Raw genomic sequence first — 16,613 nt, 5'->3', positions numbered from 1 at the left:
GCCCCACCAGGTTACCAAACCCTATCAAACTCCGAATGCCGTGCTTTTATTGTCCGGGAGTCAGACTCTGGGTGCGAAGGTCCAGGGTCGAGAGGGTAAGAGCCCAGATCGACGGCTAAGGTTCCCAAATCCATGCTCAGTGGGAAAGGAAGTGGGACCGCTCTGACAGCCAGGAGGTTGGCTTAGAAGCAGCCATCCTTTAAAGAAAGCGTAATAGCTCACTGGTCTAGTGGTCCTGCGCCGAAAATGTAACGGAGCTAAGCATGGTACCGAAGCCTCGGGTCCAGCCTTGCGCTGGACGGTAGGGGAGCGTTCCCAGACGGGATGAAGGCAGGTTGTAAAGCCTGCTGGACTAATGGGAAGTGATAATGCTGGCATAAGTAACGATAAAACGGGTGTGAAACCCGTTCGCCGTAAGCCCAAGGTTTCCTGGGTAAAGTTAATCTTCCCAGGGTGAGTCGGTCCCTAAGGCGAGGCCGAAAGGCGTAGCTGATGGAAAACAGGTTAATATTCCTGTACCTGTTCGCGTGTGCGATGGAGGGACGCAGGAGGGTAGGTCAGCCGGCTGTTGGACGTGCCGGTACAAGCGTGTAGGCTTGAGGAGTAGGCAAATCCGCTCCTCTGGACGGCCGAGACGTGATGTCGTGTCAATCGACTGAAGTGACTAATCCCATGCTGCCGAGAAAAGCTTCTAAGTTTAGCACGAGCAGACCGTACCGCAAACCAACTCAGGTGGGCGGGGAGAGTATCCCAAGGCGCTTGAGAGAACTCTGGTTAAGGAACTCGGCAAAATGACCCCGTAACTTCGGGATAAGGGGTGCCCCCTAGAGTGAAGCACTTGCTGCGTAAGCTTCGGGGGGTCGCAGTGAAACGGTGGTGGCGACTGTTTACTAAAAACACAGGTCTGTGCGAAGTCGTAAGACGACGTATACGGACTGACGCCTGCCCGGTGCCGGAAGGTTAAGGGGTGGGGTTAGCGCAAGCGAAGCTCTAAACCGAAGCCCCGGTAAACGGCGGCCGTAACTATAACGGTCCTAAGGTAGCGAAATTCCTTGTCGGGTAAGTTCCGACCTGCACGAATGGCGTAACGATCTCCACGCTGTCTCAACCAGAGACTCAGTGAAATTGATGTGGCGGTGAAAATGCCGTCTACCCGCGGAAAGACGGAAAGACCCTGTGCACCTTTACTATAGCTTGACATTGGAGCTTGGACAATCGTGTGTAGGATAGGTGGGAGACTGTGAAACCGGCGCGCCAGCGTCGGCGGAGTCAACCTTGAAATACCACCCTCGGTTGTTTAAGCTTCTAACCTGATGCCGTCATCCGGCTCGGGGACATTGTCTGGTGGGTAGTTTGACTGGGGCGGTCGCCTCCCAAAAAGTAACGGAGGCATGCAAAGGTTCCCTCAGGCTGATTGGAAACCAGCCGTCGAGTGCAAAGGCATAAGGGAGCTTGACTGTGAGAGAGACATCTCGATCAGGCACGAAAGTGGGCCTTAGTGATCCGGTGGTCCCGCATGGAAGGGCCATCGCTCAATGGATAAAAGGTACGCCGGGGATAACAGGCTGATCGCATCCAAGAGTTCACATCGACGATGCGGTTTGGCACCTCGATGTCGGCTCATCACATCCTGGGGCTGGAGCAGGTCCCAAGGGTTCGGCTGTTCGCCGATTAAAGTGGTACGCGAGCTGGGTTTAAAACGTCGTGAGACAGTTTGGTCCCTATCTTCCGTGGGCGTTGGAGAATTGAGAGGGGTTGTCCCTAGTACGAGAGGACCGGGATGAACGAACCTCTGGTGTTCCTGTTGTCACGCCAGTGGCATCGCAGGGTAGCCACGTTCGGAAAGGATAACCGCTGAAAGCATCTAAGCGGGAAGCCTGCCTCAAGACGAGTTCTCCCTGAAGGACCCGGGTAGACTACCCGGTTGATAGGCCGGATGTGCAAGAGCAGTAATGTTCTCAGCAAACCGGTACTAATAGTCCGTTCGACTTGATTTTTGCCAAACAACGAATCCCATCCCTTATTTTAACTTATATATTTGTCCTGGTGGTCACAGAGGAGGGGGTACACCCGAACCCATTCCGAACTCGGAAGTTAAGCCCTCCATCGCCGATGATACTGCGTACTCTTGCGTGGGAAAGTAGGTCGCCGCCAGGGCTCTTTTCAAAACCCGAAGGCCCGTCTGCAAAAACAGACGGGCCTTCGGGTTTTTTTATGCCCAAAATTCAAACAGAAAGATCCCCACAACGTCCATAAAAAAGTCCCCGCCGAAGCGGGGACTTTTTGCAGCGTGGTTCCGGACGCGACGTCCGATTTCTTCCCGTGCGGCGGCAGGATGGCTGCCTGCGCGGCAGCTCCATCCTTCGCTTATGACTGGCCGAGCTTGGAAGCGGCGGTTTCCACGTCCCGGACAAAGCCTTCGCGGGAGGCCCGGATGCGGGTGGCCAGTTCGGGGTCGGCCAGGGCCAGGATGGAGGCCGCCAGCCAGGCGGCGTTTTTGGCCCCGGTCACGTCCAGGGCCACGGTCGCGACCGGGTAGCCCGGCGGCATCTGCACCGTGGCCAACATGGCGTCCAGGCCGCCAAGGGCCGAACCCGAGGTGGAAAGGGGCACGCCGATGACGGGCTTGAGGGTCCGGGCCGACACGGCTCCGGCCAGGTGGGCGGCCAGGCCGGCGGCGCAGATGAAGACCTGGCAGCCGGCATCCTCGCACTCCCGGATGAGACGTTCGGTCCGCTCGGGGGTGCGGTGGGCCGAGGTCACGGTGAAGAGGTGGTCGATGCCAAGCGAGGTCAGGACCTTGGAAGCGGGCCGCATCTTCTCCTCGTCGGAGATGGAACCGATGAAAATCGCTACGCGCATTATTTTTCCTCCCGCAGGATGCCTTTTTGTCCGATGTCACGACGGTAAAACGCGCCCTTGAAGCCGACTTTGGCGCAGGCCGCATAGGCCGCCGCCTGGGCCGCGGCCAGATCGCTCCCTCGGGCCGTGACGCCGAGCACCCGGCCCCCGGCCCCCGGCCAGGCCTGGCGCGCGGCCGGTGACCTGCCCGTTACAGGGCCCAAACAAAAAAACGAGAACAGGAAGGCGGGACACCGGCCGCAAGGGGTTGAGGGCGGCCGGAAGCCGGGAAAAGAGCCAGGAAATGCAGTGTCCGGCTTGCCGTCGTCTCGGGAAGGTCACAATCCGTGCAGTGCGGGAGAATCTTTTGTCGCACAAATGACACAAGCCCTTCACTGTCCCGCGCCCGACGGGACGTAGCACAGGCCAACCCTTCCGCAATGGGTCGGTTAGGCCCTCACCACCGAGTAGCACATGACGCTCAAGTACAAACTGATTCTCTTCTGCCTGGCCATAAGCATCCTGCCCCTGGCCGCAACCGGCGTGGTCAGCGTGCGCCAGGCCACAGGCATCCTCGGCGAACAGGCCTTCGGCGGCCTGGCCGCCGCCCGCGACAGCCGCAAGGAGGCCTTGCAGGCGGCCGCCGCCACGTGGCTCCGCGAGGCGGCCATCATGGCCTCGGTCAAGGAGGTCTACAACGCCGTCGGCATGACGCGCGACTATTTCATGGGCAAAAAGCCCGGGGAAAAGGCGGCCGTGGACACCCCGGAATACAAGGATCTCGGGGAGTACGTGGCCCCGGCCTTCGCGCCCTTCACCCGGGTGCTCGGCTTTGCCGACGCCATGCTGGTGGCCGACGACGGCCGGGTGCTTTATGGCGCGTCCTCGGGCCTGGAAGTGGGCGAGGACGTCAAGGAAGGGCCGCTGAAAAACTCCAGCTTGGCCGCGGCCTGGCGCGGGGCCATGCAGGGCAGGACCGTGTTCGCCGATTTCGCGCCCTATCCGCCCCTTGGCGGCGAGCCGGTGGCCTTCGTGGCCGCGCCGGTCAAAAACCACACCGGCACCATGATCGAGGCCGCCGCCATCCTGCGCGTGCCCAAGGCCGAGCTGGTCCGCATCCTGCGCCAGGGCGAGGGCACGGGCCTGCCCCGGGACTTTCTGCTGGTCGGCGCGGACGGCCAGGTGCGGGTGGACGGCTCGGCCACGGCGGACGCCGCCGCGACCGTCGCGTCTGGACCCCCCGGGACGGTTGGAGCCGCCACGTCGGCCGGGCCGGCCGTCTTCGGCGACGCCGTCTCCCTGGCCCTGGCCGGCCAGACCGGCAACGAGACCGGCCCGGACGCCACGGGTCGGGAGGCCCTTTCCGCCTATGCGCCGGTGGCGTTCGGCGACGTGGCCTACGCCCTGGTCGCCCGCACGCCGGCCTCGGAAGCCTTTGCCGCCGCAACCGGCCTGCGCCGGGTGGCCCTGCTCGTGGCCGGCATCACCGCCGCCCTGGTCCTTCTCGCGGTCACGGTCTTCCTGCGAAAGGAGATCCTCACCCCCCTGGCCGGCATCCTCGGCTATCTCGGCGCGGTCACGCGCGGCGATTTCGGGGCCGTGCCGCCGCCGAAGCTCAAGGGCGAGATGGAGGCCGTGCGTTGTGGCCTCACCATGATGGTGGCGGAGATCAAGAACAAACTCGGTTTTTCCTCGAGCATCCTCAAAGCCGTGACCCTCCCTTGCCTGGTCGCGGACACCGAGGGACGCGTCACCTTCGTCAATCCGCCGCTCCTGGCCCTCCTCGGCCGGGGCCAGGACTACAAGGCGCTTCTCGGCCGGCCGGCCGGCGAGGTCTTCGGGGCCAACGCCGCCATCGCCGGCCAGCTCGCCGCCTGTCTGGAGGACCGGGCCTGCCGCCTGGGCGTCGAATTCCTCCTCGACGACGGCACCGGCGAGGACCGGCACGTCCGGGTGGACACCGCGCCCCTCTACGACCTGGACGAAGGCCTCATCGGCGCCTTTGCCCTGGTGGTGGACCTGACCGACGTCAAATCCAAAGAAGCCCTCATCCTGTCCCGAAACGAGGTCTTAAGCCGGGTGGCCGGCGAGGCCGAGTCCATTGCCCGCCACGTGGCCGCCGGAGCCGAGGAACTGTCCAACCGCGTGGCCGCCGTGTCCGACGGGGCCATGTCCCAGACCGCCCAGCTCCAGGAGACGGTCGGGGCCATCGAGGGCCTGAACCAGGCCCTCGACGCCGTGGCCTCGGGCGCCGACGGCGCGGCCAGCGGAGCCGAGGCGGCCATGTCCCAGGCCATGGCCGGCCGGGAGGCCGTGGCCCTGACGGCCAAGGCCATCGCCCAGGTCAGCGGCATTTCGGGCGAGCTTCGCCGCAGCATGGACGCGCTCGGCAGCCGGGCGGCCTCCATCGGCGGCATCATCGCCGTCATCTCCGACATCGCGGACCAGACCAATCTCCTGGCCCTCAATGCCGCCATCGAGGCCGCCCGGGCCGGCGAGGCCGGGCGCGGCTTCGCCGTGGTCGCCGACGAGGTCCGGAAACTGGCCGAAAAGACCATGACCGCCACCAAGGAGGTCTCCTCCTCGGTCCACGCCGTGCTCGAAGCCGTGGACGACAGCGCCGGCAAGGCGGTCAAGGCCACCCAGGCCGTGGCCGAGGCCGACGGGCTGGTGTCCCGGTCCGGCGAGACCCTGGCCGTCATCGTCTCCCGCTGCGAGGACGCGGCCCGGGCCGTGCGCGAGATCGCCGCCTCGGCCAAGGCGCAAGCTTCGGCCCACGACGAGATCAACCGGGCCGTCTACTCCATCGGCGAAGTGGCCGAGGAAACGGCCCAGGGCATGGACGAGGCCGCCGGCGCCGTCTCCGACCTGGCCGGCCAGGCCGGCGACCTGATGCGGCTGATCGAAGACATGCGCGGGTAATTGCCTCCGGCGGCCGGGGCGCCGCCCCGGACCCCGTTGGGGCGTTGCCCCAAACCCCACCAGGGCGCTGCCCTGGACCTGCCGGGGGGGATCCTCCCCCCCGGACCCCCCGAAAGGGGGAGTGAGGAGTGGTGGACCGCCGCAAAATCTTCTTGCGATGACGTTTCTCGTTGTCTTCCCATCCCCATTGACGGCCTTTGTCTGTGACCTCTTCGACCCTCCAGGCGCTTGCCGGGAACGGTAGAACGATTTTTTGTGCTTGACCGGAATGGAGGAAATCACTAAAGCCACATATCAGGATATCTTGATATGCAGGAAACCGCTTCCAATCCTCTCCTCTGGTTCAAGGCCCTGGCCGACGAGACCCGTCTGCGTCTCGTGCGCGTGCTGTCGCGCCACGAGCTGTCTGTCGGCGAGATCGTCTCGGTCCTTGGGCTCGGCCAGTCGCGCGTGTCGCGCCACCTCGGCATCCTGGTCGGCTGCGGTCTGCTCGCCAGCCGCCGGGAGGGGGCCTGGACCTTTTACAGCGCCGCCACCGACGGGAAGACCGCGCCGTTTCTCGCCTGCCTGGCCCCCTGGCTCGACGCCGCCGGCCCCGAAGCCGATCTGCTGGCCGTGGACGAGGTGTTGCGGGAGCGGCGGTTGGAGACGCGCCGGTTTTTCAACGCCATCGCCCCGGACTGGGCGGCCCTGCGCCGCGAGGTCCTGGGCGACGTGGACCCGGCCGTGCTGGTCCGTGAGGTCATGCCCGAACGCATGGCCCGGGCGGCGGACCTCGGCTGCGGTCCGGGCGACCTGCTGCCGGTCCTGTGCGAGCGGGCGGCGGCGGTCATCGGCGTCGACAGTTCGCCCTCCATGCTGTCTCTCGCCGAACGCCGCACCGCCGGCCTGCCTGTCGGCGTGCGCATGGGCGAGCTCGAACACCTGCCCATGGCCGACGGCGAAGTGGACTTCGCGGTCATCTGCCTGACGCTGCACCACCTGCCCGATCCGGCCCGGGCCCTGGCCGAGGCCCGGCGCGTCCTGGCCCCGTCCGGCCGGCTGGTGGTCATCGATTTCACCGCCCACGAGAACGAGGCCATGCGCCGGCGCTTCGGCGACCGGTGGCTCGGCTTCTCCCGGGAGAAACTGGCCGAATGGCTCGGCCGGGCCGGCTTCGTCCTGGCCGACTGGTCCGAGCATCCCGTAAGCAAGGGGCTGGTCGCGGCGCGCGCCGTGGCCCGGCCCCGGTAACACCCTACCTTTCCGAGGAGTGACCCATGAGCGTGACGCCGCTTGACCTGACCCTGCCCTATAAGGTGGCCGACCTGTCCCAGGCCGACTGGGGCCGCAAGGAAATGCAGCTTTCCGAAAACGAGATGCCGGGCCTCATGGCCGTGATCGAGAAATACGGCCCGAAAAAGCCCCTGGCCGGCCTGCGCGTCACCGGCTCCCTGCACATGACCATCCAGACGGCCATGCTGATCAAGTGCTTGCAGGCCCTGGGCGCCGACCTGCGATGGGCCTCCTGCAACATCTATTCGACCCAGGACCATGCCGCCGCCGCCATTGCCGCCGACGGGCTGGCCGCGGTCTTCGCCTGGAAGGGCGAGACCCTGGAAGACTACTGGTGGTGCACGGAGATGGCGCTGACCTGGCCGGACGGCAAGGGTCCCGACCTCATCGTCGACGACGGCGGCGATGCCACCCTGTTCATCCACCACGGCGTCAAGTGTGCCAAGGATGCCAAGGCCCTGAACGCCACGACGGACAACAAGGAAATGGCCATCATCATGGACCGCATCCGGGCGGTCGTGGCCGCCGATGCCGGCCGGTTCGCGGCCATGGCCAAAAAGATCCGGGGCGTGTCCGAAGAGACCACCACCGGCGTCCACCGCCTCTACCAGATGATGCAGGCCGGCGAGCTTCTTTTCCCGGCCATAAACGTCAACGACTCGGTCACCAAGTCCAAGTTCGACAACCTCTACGGCTGCCGCGAGTCCCTGGCCGACGGCATCAAAAGGGCCACTGACGTGATGGTGGCCGGCAAGGTCGTGGTCGTGGCCGGCTATGGCGACGTGGGCAAGGGCTGCGCCCAGTCCATGCGCGGCTTCGGAGCCCGGGTGCTCGTGACGGAAATCGACCCCATCTGCGCCCTGCAGGCGGCCATGGAAGGCTATGAAGTCACTACCATGGACGCGGCCTGCTCCCAGGGCGACATCTTCGTGACGGCCACCGGCTGCTGCGACGTGGTGACGGGCGCGCACATGGAAAAGATGAAGGACGGAGCCATCGTCTGCAACATCGGCCACTTCGATTCCGAAATCGCGGTCGCCTACCTGGAAAACACCCCGCACTGCACCAAGAACCAGATCAAGCCGCTCGTTGACAAGTGGACCATGGCTTCGGGCAATGCCATCCTGATGCTGGCCGAGGGAAGGCTCGTGAATCTCGGCTGCGCCACCGGCCACCCGAGCTTTGTCATGTCCAACTCCTTCACCAACCAGGCGCTCGCCCAGATCGAACTGGCCACCAAGGACTACGCCATCGGGGTCTACACCCTGCCGAAGCTTCTGGACGAGGAAGTGGCCCGCCTCCACCTGGCCCGCCTCGGGGCCAAACTTGAAACCCTGACCCCGGCCCAGTCCGCCTACTTGAACATCGAGGCCACCGGCCCCTACAAGCCCGACCACTACCGCTACTAGGGAAAGTACTCCATCCCGGTGGGTTGCTTCTGAATCCGCCCACGCGGCTCCGCTGCGGCGCGCGATGCGACGCCGGGGACGCCCTGGCTTGACAGCCAGGGCGTCCCCGGCGTCTCTTTTTTCCGCTCGGGCCTGGGCCGGCCTGGAAGGAGGGGGGAAGCGTCCGGGAAAACCGGCAGCCCGATAAAAATGTCTATGAAAGAAAGCTTTAAACAAATATGCGTTTGCCGTTGCTGTCGATTCGAGATACGGTGGCGGCAATGAAGCCTCTGGATTTTCAGACTGCGGCGGTCATCTATGTCGGCAGCAATATCTGCATCGCCGCGCTCCTGGCCGTGGCCTTTTCCGACAGCCGGGCCAGGGGCGTCCGGCTGTGGATCGCCGGGCTGGTCGCCCAGATGGCCGCGGTTTCGCTCTTCGCCCTGCGCGGAACCTTGCCCGACGGCCTGCTCCTCGTGCCGGCCAACGGCCTTTTCGCCCTGTCCTGGTCCTGCTCCTTTGCCTCCTTCGACGTCTTTTTCGGCAACCGCCGTTCCCGGTGGCTTTATGGGCTGCCCGTGGTCCTGGCCCTGGCCCTTTGCGCCGCCCTGCTTGGCGAGGTGCGCCCCCGCGCCGTCCTCCTGGCCGCCCTCTACGCCGGCCAGACCTGCGGCATCGCGGCCATAATCCTGGAGCGCATCCAGGAGTTTTGCCGACGGGTGATCCTGATGCTGGCCGCGGGCTATGTCCTGGCCGGCCTGTCCTTTCTGGTGCGCGCGGCCTCCGTCCTCCTTTCCGCCCAGGCCGTGCCCGATCCCTTCGCCGCCCGGCCGGCCCAGAACGTGACCATGCTGCTCTACATCCCGAGCGTGGTCACCTGCACGCTGGGCTTCGTGCTCCTGCACCGGGAGCGGATCCAGGCGGAGATGTGCCGCCTGGCCGAGACCGACGCCCTGACCGGCCTGCGCAACCGGCGGGGATTGGCCGCCGCCCTGGACCGGGCCCTTGGCGAAGCCGCGGAGTACGGCACCTGGACCAGCCTGGCCCTTCTCGACATCGACGGATTCAAGGCCGTCAACCTCTGCCACGGCCACGCCGTGGGCGATGCCGCCCTGGCCGCCCTGGCCGGCCTCTTCGGCCCGGAACTGCGGGGCGGGGACCTGGCCGCCCGCATGGACGGCGACGAGTTCGCCTTGCTGTTGACCCGGACCTCGCCCGAGCGGGCGGCCCGGGTGGCCGAGCGGCTGCGCCGGGCCGTGGCCGGCCACGACTGGCGTCGGGTCGGCCTCGCCGGGCCGCTTTCGGTGACCATGGGCCTGGCCAGCCATCGCGGCGGCCCGGATGCCGGTCCCGCCTTCCTGCGCCGGGCCGACAGAACCCTGCTCGCGGCCAAGGGGCTGGTCCCGGGCACGGTCCTGCACGCGGACACGCTTTTCGAGCCGGGCTGCCCTCCCAACGCCTGACTTCCTTTCCCTCCGGCCTCTTGTCCGGCAAAGGACCGGGTTGCGGCGCCCCCTGGTGCCTGCTTCCAGTCTTTTCCCTCGGGTGCGCGGTTTCTGATGGAAAGATATTGACAATGACATTCATTATCACTACGACTCTTTCCAACAGGGGCGGCACCCGTCCGGGAAGGCCGCCGGAACCGTGAAGCCCAGGGAGTGTGGCATGGCAAAAGCGCTGGTTGTTTTCGGATCCACCACCGGCAACACCGAATCCGTGGCCGGGTATGTGGCCGGGGCCCTGGCCGACGCGGGCCTGGACGTGGTCGTGAAAAACGCGGCCCAGGCCACGGCGGCCGGACTGGCCGACGGTTTCGACCTGGTCCTTTTGGGTTGTTCGACCTGGGGGGACGAGGACATCGAGTTGCAGGAGGATTTCGTGCCGCTCTTTGACGATCTGGAAGAGGCCGGACTCTCCGGCAAGAAGGTGGCGGTCTTCGGCTGCGGCGATTCGAGCTACACTTATTTTTGCGGCGCCGTGGATGCCATTGCCGAAAAGGCGGCCGCCCTTGGGGCCGAGGTCGTCGATCTGCCGCTCAAGATCGACGGGGCCCCGGACAAGGACGAGGCCGTGGCCTGGGCCAAAGGGCTGTTATAGGCCGCGGACGTCCGGTCCGTCCGCGCAGGGGACGGGAAGGAGCGGCCAGGGGGAGGCCGACGCCGGCGGGAGGCTGGCAAGCCGCCAAAAAATAAACGTTTTTTCCCCGATGACGGGGGCCGGGCCGGGAGATCCGCTCCGGCCGGGCGGGCGGGACCGGGGCGTCTGTTCCGGTCCCGCCCGCCGGAGGGTAGCGATATGGCATGCACCAATGGAAAATGCGAACTGTCGAGCAGTGTCCGCCAACTCCGCGAGGCCGGCATGGACGCCCTGCGCGACGGGGACGTGGACCAGGCCGAGAACCTCCTGCGGCGCTCGGTGGCCATGTCCGAGGCCGGAGGCGGCGTGGCCACGGCCACGGCCAATTCGGTCTACCGGCTGGGGCTGGCCCTCCATGAGGCCGGCCGCCAGGACGAGGCGGCCGCGGAGTTCGAAAAGGCGCTGACCCTGGTCCGGGATCGGGCGGGATGCGGCAGCAAGCTCTACCAGACGATTCTCGGGCATTTCGCCAGGGCCCTGCCGGCCCGGGCCCATCCGGCCTGGGATTGCGCGGTCGGCCAATAGCGGTTCATGGCGGCCGCGTCCCCGGCCGGCCCGTGCGGGACGGTCGGGCGCGGTCTTTTTTAGAAAAAACTCACCTTGGTTTCCTTGAGGTATTTTCCCTCGAGCACCTGGCAGATGCGCTTTATGATGTTGCGCCGGATTTCCAGGTCGATGGGCAGGTTGGGGTCCTGGTGGGCTTCGTTGATGCGGGCCCCGACCACGAACTCGATGGAATCGCTCTCGACCAGGATCTCGTAGAGTTGGGCCGCGGGATTTTTTTCGCGCGGGGTCTCGTCCCTCTCCAGGAGCTGGGCCGTGCGCGTCAGCGTCAGGATGCCCTCGGTCACGAGATCCACGCCGTCCATCTCGGCCGCCGGCGGGATGTCGCCGCCGCCCCCTCCGCCGCGCAGGCAGTCGCGGATGGTTTTGCCCAGCTCCCGGGCCACGATGTTGGCCGTGGTGCCGCCGCACACCACCTTGCGGCCGTCGAAATCGGCCAGGGCCTCGGCGAATTCCCGGTCCCGGCCGGCGGCATAGGGCGGTCCGGTCAGGATGATGGCCCGGCGCGGCCGGCGCAGGTAGATGACCGCCGCGGTCATGTCGTCGTAGGCCCGCAAAAACGGCTCCTGGCGCAGGGCCTGGCCGAGGATCTTTTGCGACAGGGACCGGGCCGAGATCCCCGGGTCGCGGGCCACCTCCTCCAGGGTGAACTCCCGGCACCCCTTGATCCGCCAGCCAAGCCGCATCCGCTCGGACCCGAGCCCGGCCTGGGTGATGCCGTCGGAGGTCATGATCAGCCGGTCGCCCGGCCGCAGCTTCAGGTCATAGACCCGGATCACCCGGTCGTTGTAGCGCGGGGAGGCGACCTCCTCGAACTCGAGCTCCACGGCCCGGCCCTCGCGCACCAGGGTCACGGGCGGATTGTCCATCTCGATGACCCGGGCCACGCCGTCGGCCTGGATGTCGGCCACGGTGAAGGTGGCGTAGCTGATCTTTCGGACCTGGCACACGGGCAGGGCGTCCATGATCACCTCGGCCGCCCGCACGATGTCCGTGTCGTTGGCCGTGTACTTGAGCGCCATGGTGGCGGTCATGAGCGACAGGATGCTGGCCTTGACCCCGTGCCCCAGGCCGTCGGACAGGACGGCGATGATCCGCCCCTCGTCGGCCAGGCGCAGGGTCTTGAAGGCGTCGCCGCAGATGTCCTCGCCGTACCGGTTGCGCTGGGCCGCCTCCACCTCGACAAAGACGTCCTCGGTCATGGGCGCCGCCCCCGCAGGTCCTTTTCGGCAATGGTCCGGGCCCCGCTGGAAAAGCCCTCGGCCAGGGACCGCAGCAGGATTTCCGTGTCCGCCATGTTCTCGCCCAGGCGGCAGGCGATCTCCTGCACGGTCTCCAGGTTTTTGCGGATGATCTCCCGGGCCCGCTGGGCGATCTCGTCGCGCCGGAGCTCCGAACCGGTCACGTCGAAGATGACCCCGCCGATGACGTTTCGCGGCTCGATGGTGAAGATGGTGACGCTAAAGACCCGGTCGTCCTGGCGCAGGGCGTCGCGGTGGATGTCGGTCTCGGTTTCGAGGGCCCGGCGAAAGAGGCCGATAAAGGGCACGATCTTTTCAAGCGTCGCCCCCTCCATGCCCGGACTGGCCTCGTAGGCCATGAGGGTATCCTCGCCAAACAGCCGGGCGAAGTGCTCGTTGCACTCGATGATGTGGAGCTTGGCGTCGGCGATGACCACCCCGGCCGGAATGCAGCGAAGGAGCGTGTTGGCCTTTCGGGTGGCCCGCTTGCGCAGGAAATGGACGCACATCGACGGCTCGGCCATGCCCTCGAGCATGGCCCGGGCCAGGCCCCGGCAGGATTCGTGGCCGCAGCCGCCGCAGTTGATCTCGTCTTCCGGCCCGAATTTGCCGATCAGGCGCAGGACCTTCACGTACTGGTCCTCGCTGTAGACCGGGATATCGACCGGGGAGGGGTTTTTGCGTTCGCTTATGGCCACCAGGGCCGGCCGGATCGGCATGTCGGGCACGGGCTTGGCCGCCCGGTTGAAGACGTCGAGCTGGTCGAGCAGGCGCGGCCGGTTGCTCGATACGCACGGCCCCCGGACGCAGCCGCCGACGCAGGCGAGCATCTCCACGAAAACGGGCCTGGGCAGGACGTGGTTCTGGATGCCCTGCAAGGCGGCCTCGATGGTGGCGATGCCCGAAAGGGTGGTGAAGCAGACCTCGGCGTTGCCGGCATAGGCCTTCACGGTGTCGGACATGCCGCCCTCGATGGGATAGAGGGCCCCGTCCCTGGCCGGCTGGGGCATGAAGACGTCGGCGGGCCCGGGCACGAGCGAGGCCGGGTTGATGCCGTCCTCGCGCAGCATGGCCCGCAGGTCGGTATAGGTCATGGCCGCGTCGAGGAGCCCGGGGTGGTTGTCGGCCTCGGTCTTTTTGGCCACGCACGGCCCGAAAAAGACCACCCCGATCTGCGGACCGTAGGCCCGGCGCAGCATCCGGCAGTGGGAGAGCAGCGGGGAAAAAAGCGGCGTCAGGTTGGGCACGAGCTCCGGCATGTAGCCCCGGATGAAATCCACGGCCGCCGGGCAGGCCGTGGAGAGCAGGAGCCGGGGCCCCCCCTGGCACAGGGTCTGGGCCACGGCCGCGGACACTTCCTGGGCCCCGAGGGCCGTTTCCGACACCCCGGAAAAGCCGAGCTTGCGCAGGGCCGCGATCATGGCCTGGGGCGAGATGTCGGGAAACTCCGTCACCCAGGACGGGGCCAGGGAGACGTAGGTGGGCCGGCTTCCGCGCAGGAGCTTGAAAACGCCGAACATGTCGCTTCGCACCTGCTTGGCGTGGGACGGGCAGGCGGCCACGCACTGGCCGCAGGCGATGCAAAGTTCGGGCACCACCGTGGCCCGGCCGCCTTCCACCTGGATGGCCTTGACCGGACACTGGCGCAGGCAGCGGTAGCAGTCCTGGCACTCGGTTTCGATGGTGTAGATCGGATAGTGCTTGGGCATGCCGCCTCCCTTGCTGGTTCCTGTGCGGGACCCTTCGAATTCCATTGTCGTCTTCATGGGCTGCAAAGGCAAGGGGGAAGGGACGTGGGGGAAAAGGCCGGCCGACCGGGGCTAGGCCGAGAGGTGGCGGCTTAAGAGTTCCATCAGGCGTTCGGTGTTGATGTCGCCGTAGAGCTGCCCGTCGATGCGGATGTTGGGGCCGCTGGTGCACTGGTCCTCGCACCGGCTGCCGGAGAGGACCACCGTGTCCGTCAGGCCGTGGTCGGCCAGGTACTGCTCGATCAAAAGCAGGTGCTTCTTGTTGCCCCTGGCGAAACACGAACTGCCCATGCAGATGACGATGTCATGTTTCATACGGCTGCGGGCCTCGTATTGTCACTTTTTTCACAAGTTACCCGCAAAGCACGCCGCCGGCAAGTCGAATTCCGGCTTCCCGCTGCGATCCTGCAACAGGAGGCCGTGTCCGCCGGCGGCCCGAACGGGGTTTCCCGGACTACAGGAGGGCCACGGCCTCGATTTCGACCAGGAAGGCGGCGTCCACGAGGCGGCTCACTTCCACGATGGTGGTGGCCGGCCGGATGTCGCCGAACACCTCGCCGTGGGCCTTGGCCACGGCATCGAAGTGGTTCATGTCGGTCATGAAGACCCGGGTGCGCACCACGTTCGAGAGATCCGTGCCGGCCTGGGCCAGGGCGTCCTTGATGATCGAAAGCGCCTGGACGGCCTGGGCGTAGGGGCCGTCCGGCACCGAGCCGTCGGGCAGGGCCCCGACCGTGCCGGACACGTAGACCGTGTTGCCGGCCACGACGGCCCGGGAGTAGCCGAGCAGGGGCTCCCACTTGGAGCCCGAGGAAATGTTGGTGCGCTTGGTCATGGGTTCTCCTTGGACGGCAGGCGCGTCCGGGCCGGCCTGGGCGTGCATGGTAGCCGGGAACCGGACCGGAGGCAACCGGCCCGGCTCCCGGCTATTGCACCGTCTGGCCCAGCTCGGCCAGGGACCGGGCCAGGCTGGAGAGCCCCGAGGACCGGGCCAGGATCAGCGGTTTGAGGCACCCCTTGCAGGCCTGCTTGACCAGGGAGCAGGCCTCGTGGCTCACACAGTCCACCGGGCAGACCACGGCGTCGGCCGTGCCGAGCAGTTCCCAGAGCCGGTGGGCCGACTGTTCCCGGCCGCCGTCGTGGTGCAACAGCTTGCACCCGAACCGTTCGGCCAGGACCTTGTAATGGGACACCAGCGAACACCGGCCGCCGACGTAGAGGACCCGCTTGCCGGCCAGGCCGCCGGCGGCCAGGGCGTCGCGGCAGGCGCAGGCCTCGCCGCAGGACTCGGCGGGCAGGCCCTTTTCGCGGCACGGGCAGGGGGCTCCCCCGGGCAGGACGGCCGGATGGCCGTCGTCCCCTTCGTCGCGGTGGTGCTCGGCGTGGGCGGCATGGGCCGCGGCCGCGTCGCCGAGGGCCGCGAACAGCGTGGCTTCCAGGGCTTCGACCTCGCTGTCCCGGTCGGCCAGGGCCTCTTTCGCCTCCCGCCACGCGGCATGCATCCGTTCGAGGGCCAGGGCCTGCCGGCCGGCCTCGGTCTCGGTGGCCTCCAGGCGCTCGGCCAGGTCGGCCAGCTGGTCGCGCAGGATGTCCCGGTCCCGGCGCACCGCGGCCACGGCCGAGCTTTCGATGGCCTGGCGCAGCGAAATCCGTTCCCGCTCGGCGGCCTGCCGCTTCACCCGCTCGGCGGACAGCGCCTCCATGGCCTCCCGGCACCGGCCCTTCCAGACCGAAACGGCCTGGCGCAGCACGGTCTTGGACTCCTCCAGGGCGGCGGCGGTCTCGGCCAGGCGCTCTTCCAGCTGGGACAGGCGGGCCAGGTCGGCCCGGTTGGCCGCGCCCACCCGGTGGGAAAGCATGTGGACCTCGCCGTAGATGTCGCGCAGGAGTTCCTCGGGCGCGGTCGGGTGGGACATGAGGGCCCAGAAGGGGCCGGGCACGTCGCCGGCGTCGGCCCGCTCGCGCCACATCCGGCGCAGGGTGGCCGGATCCTCGACCCGCAGGAAGGCGCGCAGGTCCCGGCGGTATTTCTTGTCCAGGAACCGCTGCAGGTATTTGGCCGGTCCGCCGCCGGCCACCTTGGCCTGACCGACCAGGAAGACGTGGGCCTCGTAGTCGCTGGCGTCGTCGGCCACGGCGTCGCCGCACTTGCGGCAGATCCGGCGCAGTTCGGACACGGTCAGGCAGGTCCCGACGATGGGGCAGGCGTAGTCGGCGTTCTCGGTCAAGGTCTTGCGTGGCATGGTTCCTCCCGGGCTTGCTGGGGCAGGCCGCTGCCGTCCGTCTATATGAAAATGAAAACCATTGTCAATTAGGTAGGGCGAAAGAATCCCGTTGCCGCGAAAATGCGGGCAACCGGCAGGCTGGCGGCGGCGTGGCCGAAGCGGCGGGGGAAGTGCGTCCGGGCTGGCGATGGGGCAGGCCCGGGCGGCTGCCGGGACAGGGCACGTTTACGAGGCAATCGTTTTGAGCCGGCAGGGGCGTCGGCGGGCGGGCGG

General features: G+C 66.8%; 12 protein-coding genes, 2 rRNA genes and 1 pseudogene (1 of these 15 only partly in view). 8 read left to right on the top strand and 7 right to left on the bottom strand.

Features of this window, described 5'->3' with window-relative positions; all coding sequences use genetic code 11:
- Together DFW101_RS11045 and rrf are read left to right on the top strand one after the other, a co-directional pair.
- A 23S ribosomal RNA gene (locus DFW101_RS11045) occupies positions 1–1,997 on the top strand; it begins 928 nt to the left of the window's first position.
- A gap of 45 nt (positions 1,998–2,042) precedes the next feature.
- Positions 2,043–2,157 (top strand): 5S ribosomal RNA (gene rrf, locus DFW101_RS11040).
- A 210-nt stretch (positions 2,158–2,367) separates the two neighbouring features.
- On the opposite strand, the gene purE is transcribed toward rrf, so the two are convergent.
- Complete coding sequence (gene purE / locus DFW101_RS11035) at positions 2,368–2,862, bottom strand: 5-(carboxyamino)imidazole ribonucleotide mutase (protein ID WP_009181599.1); 495 nt, start codon at positions 2,860–2,862, stop codon at positions 2,368–2,370.
- A complete protein-coding gene (locus DFW101_RS19040; RefSeq protein ID WP_419187110.1) occupies positions 2,862–3,065 on the bottom strand; it encodes a phosphoribosylglycinamide synthetase C domain-containing protein in 204 nt (67 codons plus the stop codon). The genes purE and DFW101_RS19040 overlap by 1 nt, the downstream gene beginning before the upstream one ends.
- A 250-nt stretch (positions 3,066–3,315) precedes the next feature.
- Here DFW101_RS19040 and DFW101_RS11030 point away from each other — a divergent pair, with 250 nt between their 5' ends.
- From DFW101_RS11030 to DFW101_RS11005, 6 genes are all read left to right on the top strand, one after another.
- Positions 3,316–5,763: a methyl-accepting chemotaxis protein gene (locus DFW101_RS11030; RefSeq protein ID WP_009181598.1), complete on the top strand. Its 2,448-nt coding sequence runs from the start codon at positions 3,316–3,318 to the stop codon at positions 5,761–5,763.
- A 309-nt stretch (positions 5,764–6,072) separates the two neighbouring features.
- Positions 6,073–6,996 (top strand): ArsR/SmtB family transcription factor, encoded by a 924-nt coding sequence (locus tag DFW101_RS11025; RefSeq protein WP_009181597.1) that lies wholly within the window; start codon positions 6,073–6,075, stop codon positions 6,994–6,996.
- Between the two features lie 26 nt (positions 6,997–7,022).
- Positions 7,023–8,447, top strand: a complete 1,425-nt coding sequence (ahcY, locus tag DFW101_RS11020) for an adenosylhomocysteinase (protein ID WP_009181596.1) — start codon at positions 7,023–7,025, stop codon at positions 8,445–8,447.
- 260 nt (positions 8,448–8,707) lie between these two features.
- Positions 8,708–9,889: a GGDEF domain-containing protein gene (locus DFW101_RS11015; protein WP_009181595.1), complete on the top strand. Its 1,182-nt coding sequence runs from the start codon at positions 8,708–8,710 to the stop codon at positions 9,887–9,889.
- 202 nt (positions 9,890–10,091) lie between these two features.
- Complete coding sequence (locus DFW101_RS11010) at positions 10,092–10,523, top strand: flavodoxin (RefSeq protein WP_009181594.1); 432 nt, start codon at positions 10,092–10,094, stop codon at positions 10,521–10,523.
- Between the two features lie 198 nt (positions 10,524–10,721).
- Complete coding sequence (locus tag DFW101_RS11005) at positions 10,722–11,087, top strand: tetratricopeptide repeat protein (RefSeq protein WP_009181593.1); 366 nt, start codon at positions 10,722–10,724, stop codon at positions 11,085–11,087.
- Between the two features lie 59 nt (positions 11,088–11,146).
- On the opposite strand, the gene DFW101_RS11000 is transcribed toward DFW101_RS11005, so the two are convergent.
- From DFW101_RS11000 to DFW101_RS10980, 5 genes and pseudogenes are all read right to left on the bottom strand, one after another.
- A complete protein-coding gene (locus DFW101_RS11000; RefSeq protein WP_009181592.1) occupies positions 11,147–12,328 on the bottom strand; it encodes a SpoIIE family protein phosphatase in 1,182 nt (393 codons plus the stop codon).
- On the bottom strand, positions 12,325–14,076 hold the full coding sequence (locus DFW101_RS10995; protein WP_009181591.1) for a [Fe-Fe] hydrogenase large subunit C-terminal domain-containing protein: 1,752 nt from the start codon (positions 14,074–14,076) through the stop codon (positions 12,325–12,327). The genes DFW101_RS11000 and DFW101_RS10995 overlap by 4 nt, the downstream gene beginning before the upstream one ends.
- A gap of 111 nt (positions 14,077–14,187) precedes the next feature.
- Positions 14,188–14,436, bottom strand: a pseudogene (locus DFW101_RS10990) ((2Fe-2S) ferredoxin domain-containing protein); the annotation flags it as partial.
- A 133-nt stretch (positions 14,437–14,569) separates the two neighbouring features.
- A complete protein-coding gene (locus DFW101_RS10985; RefSeq protein ID WP_009181589.1) occupies positions 14,570–14,950 on the bottom strand; it encodes a RidA family protein in 381 nt (126 codons plus the stop codon).
- Positions 14,951–15,041: 91 nt separating this feature from the next.
- Positions 15,042–16,358, bottom strand: a complete 1,317-nt coding sequence (locus DFW101_RS10980; RefSeq protein WP_009181588.1) for a DUF2325 domain-containing protein — start codon at positions 16,356–16,358, stop codon at positions 15,042–15,044.
- Positions 16,359–16,613 lie beyond the last annotated feature (255 nt).

The sequence above is a fragment of the Solidesulfovibrio carbinoliphilus subsp. oakridgensis genome (genome assembly GCF_000177215.2).
Classification (GTDB): domain Bacteria; phylum Desulfobacterota; class Desulfovibrionia; order Desulfovibrionales; family Desulfovibrionaceae; genus Solidesulfovibrio; species Solidesulfovibrio carbinoliphilus.
This window is presented reverse-complemented; position numbering and strand designations above follow the sequence as displayed.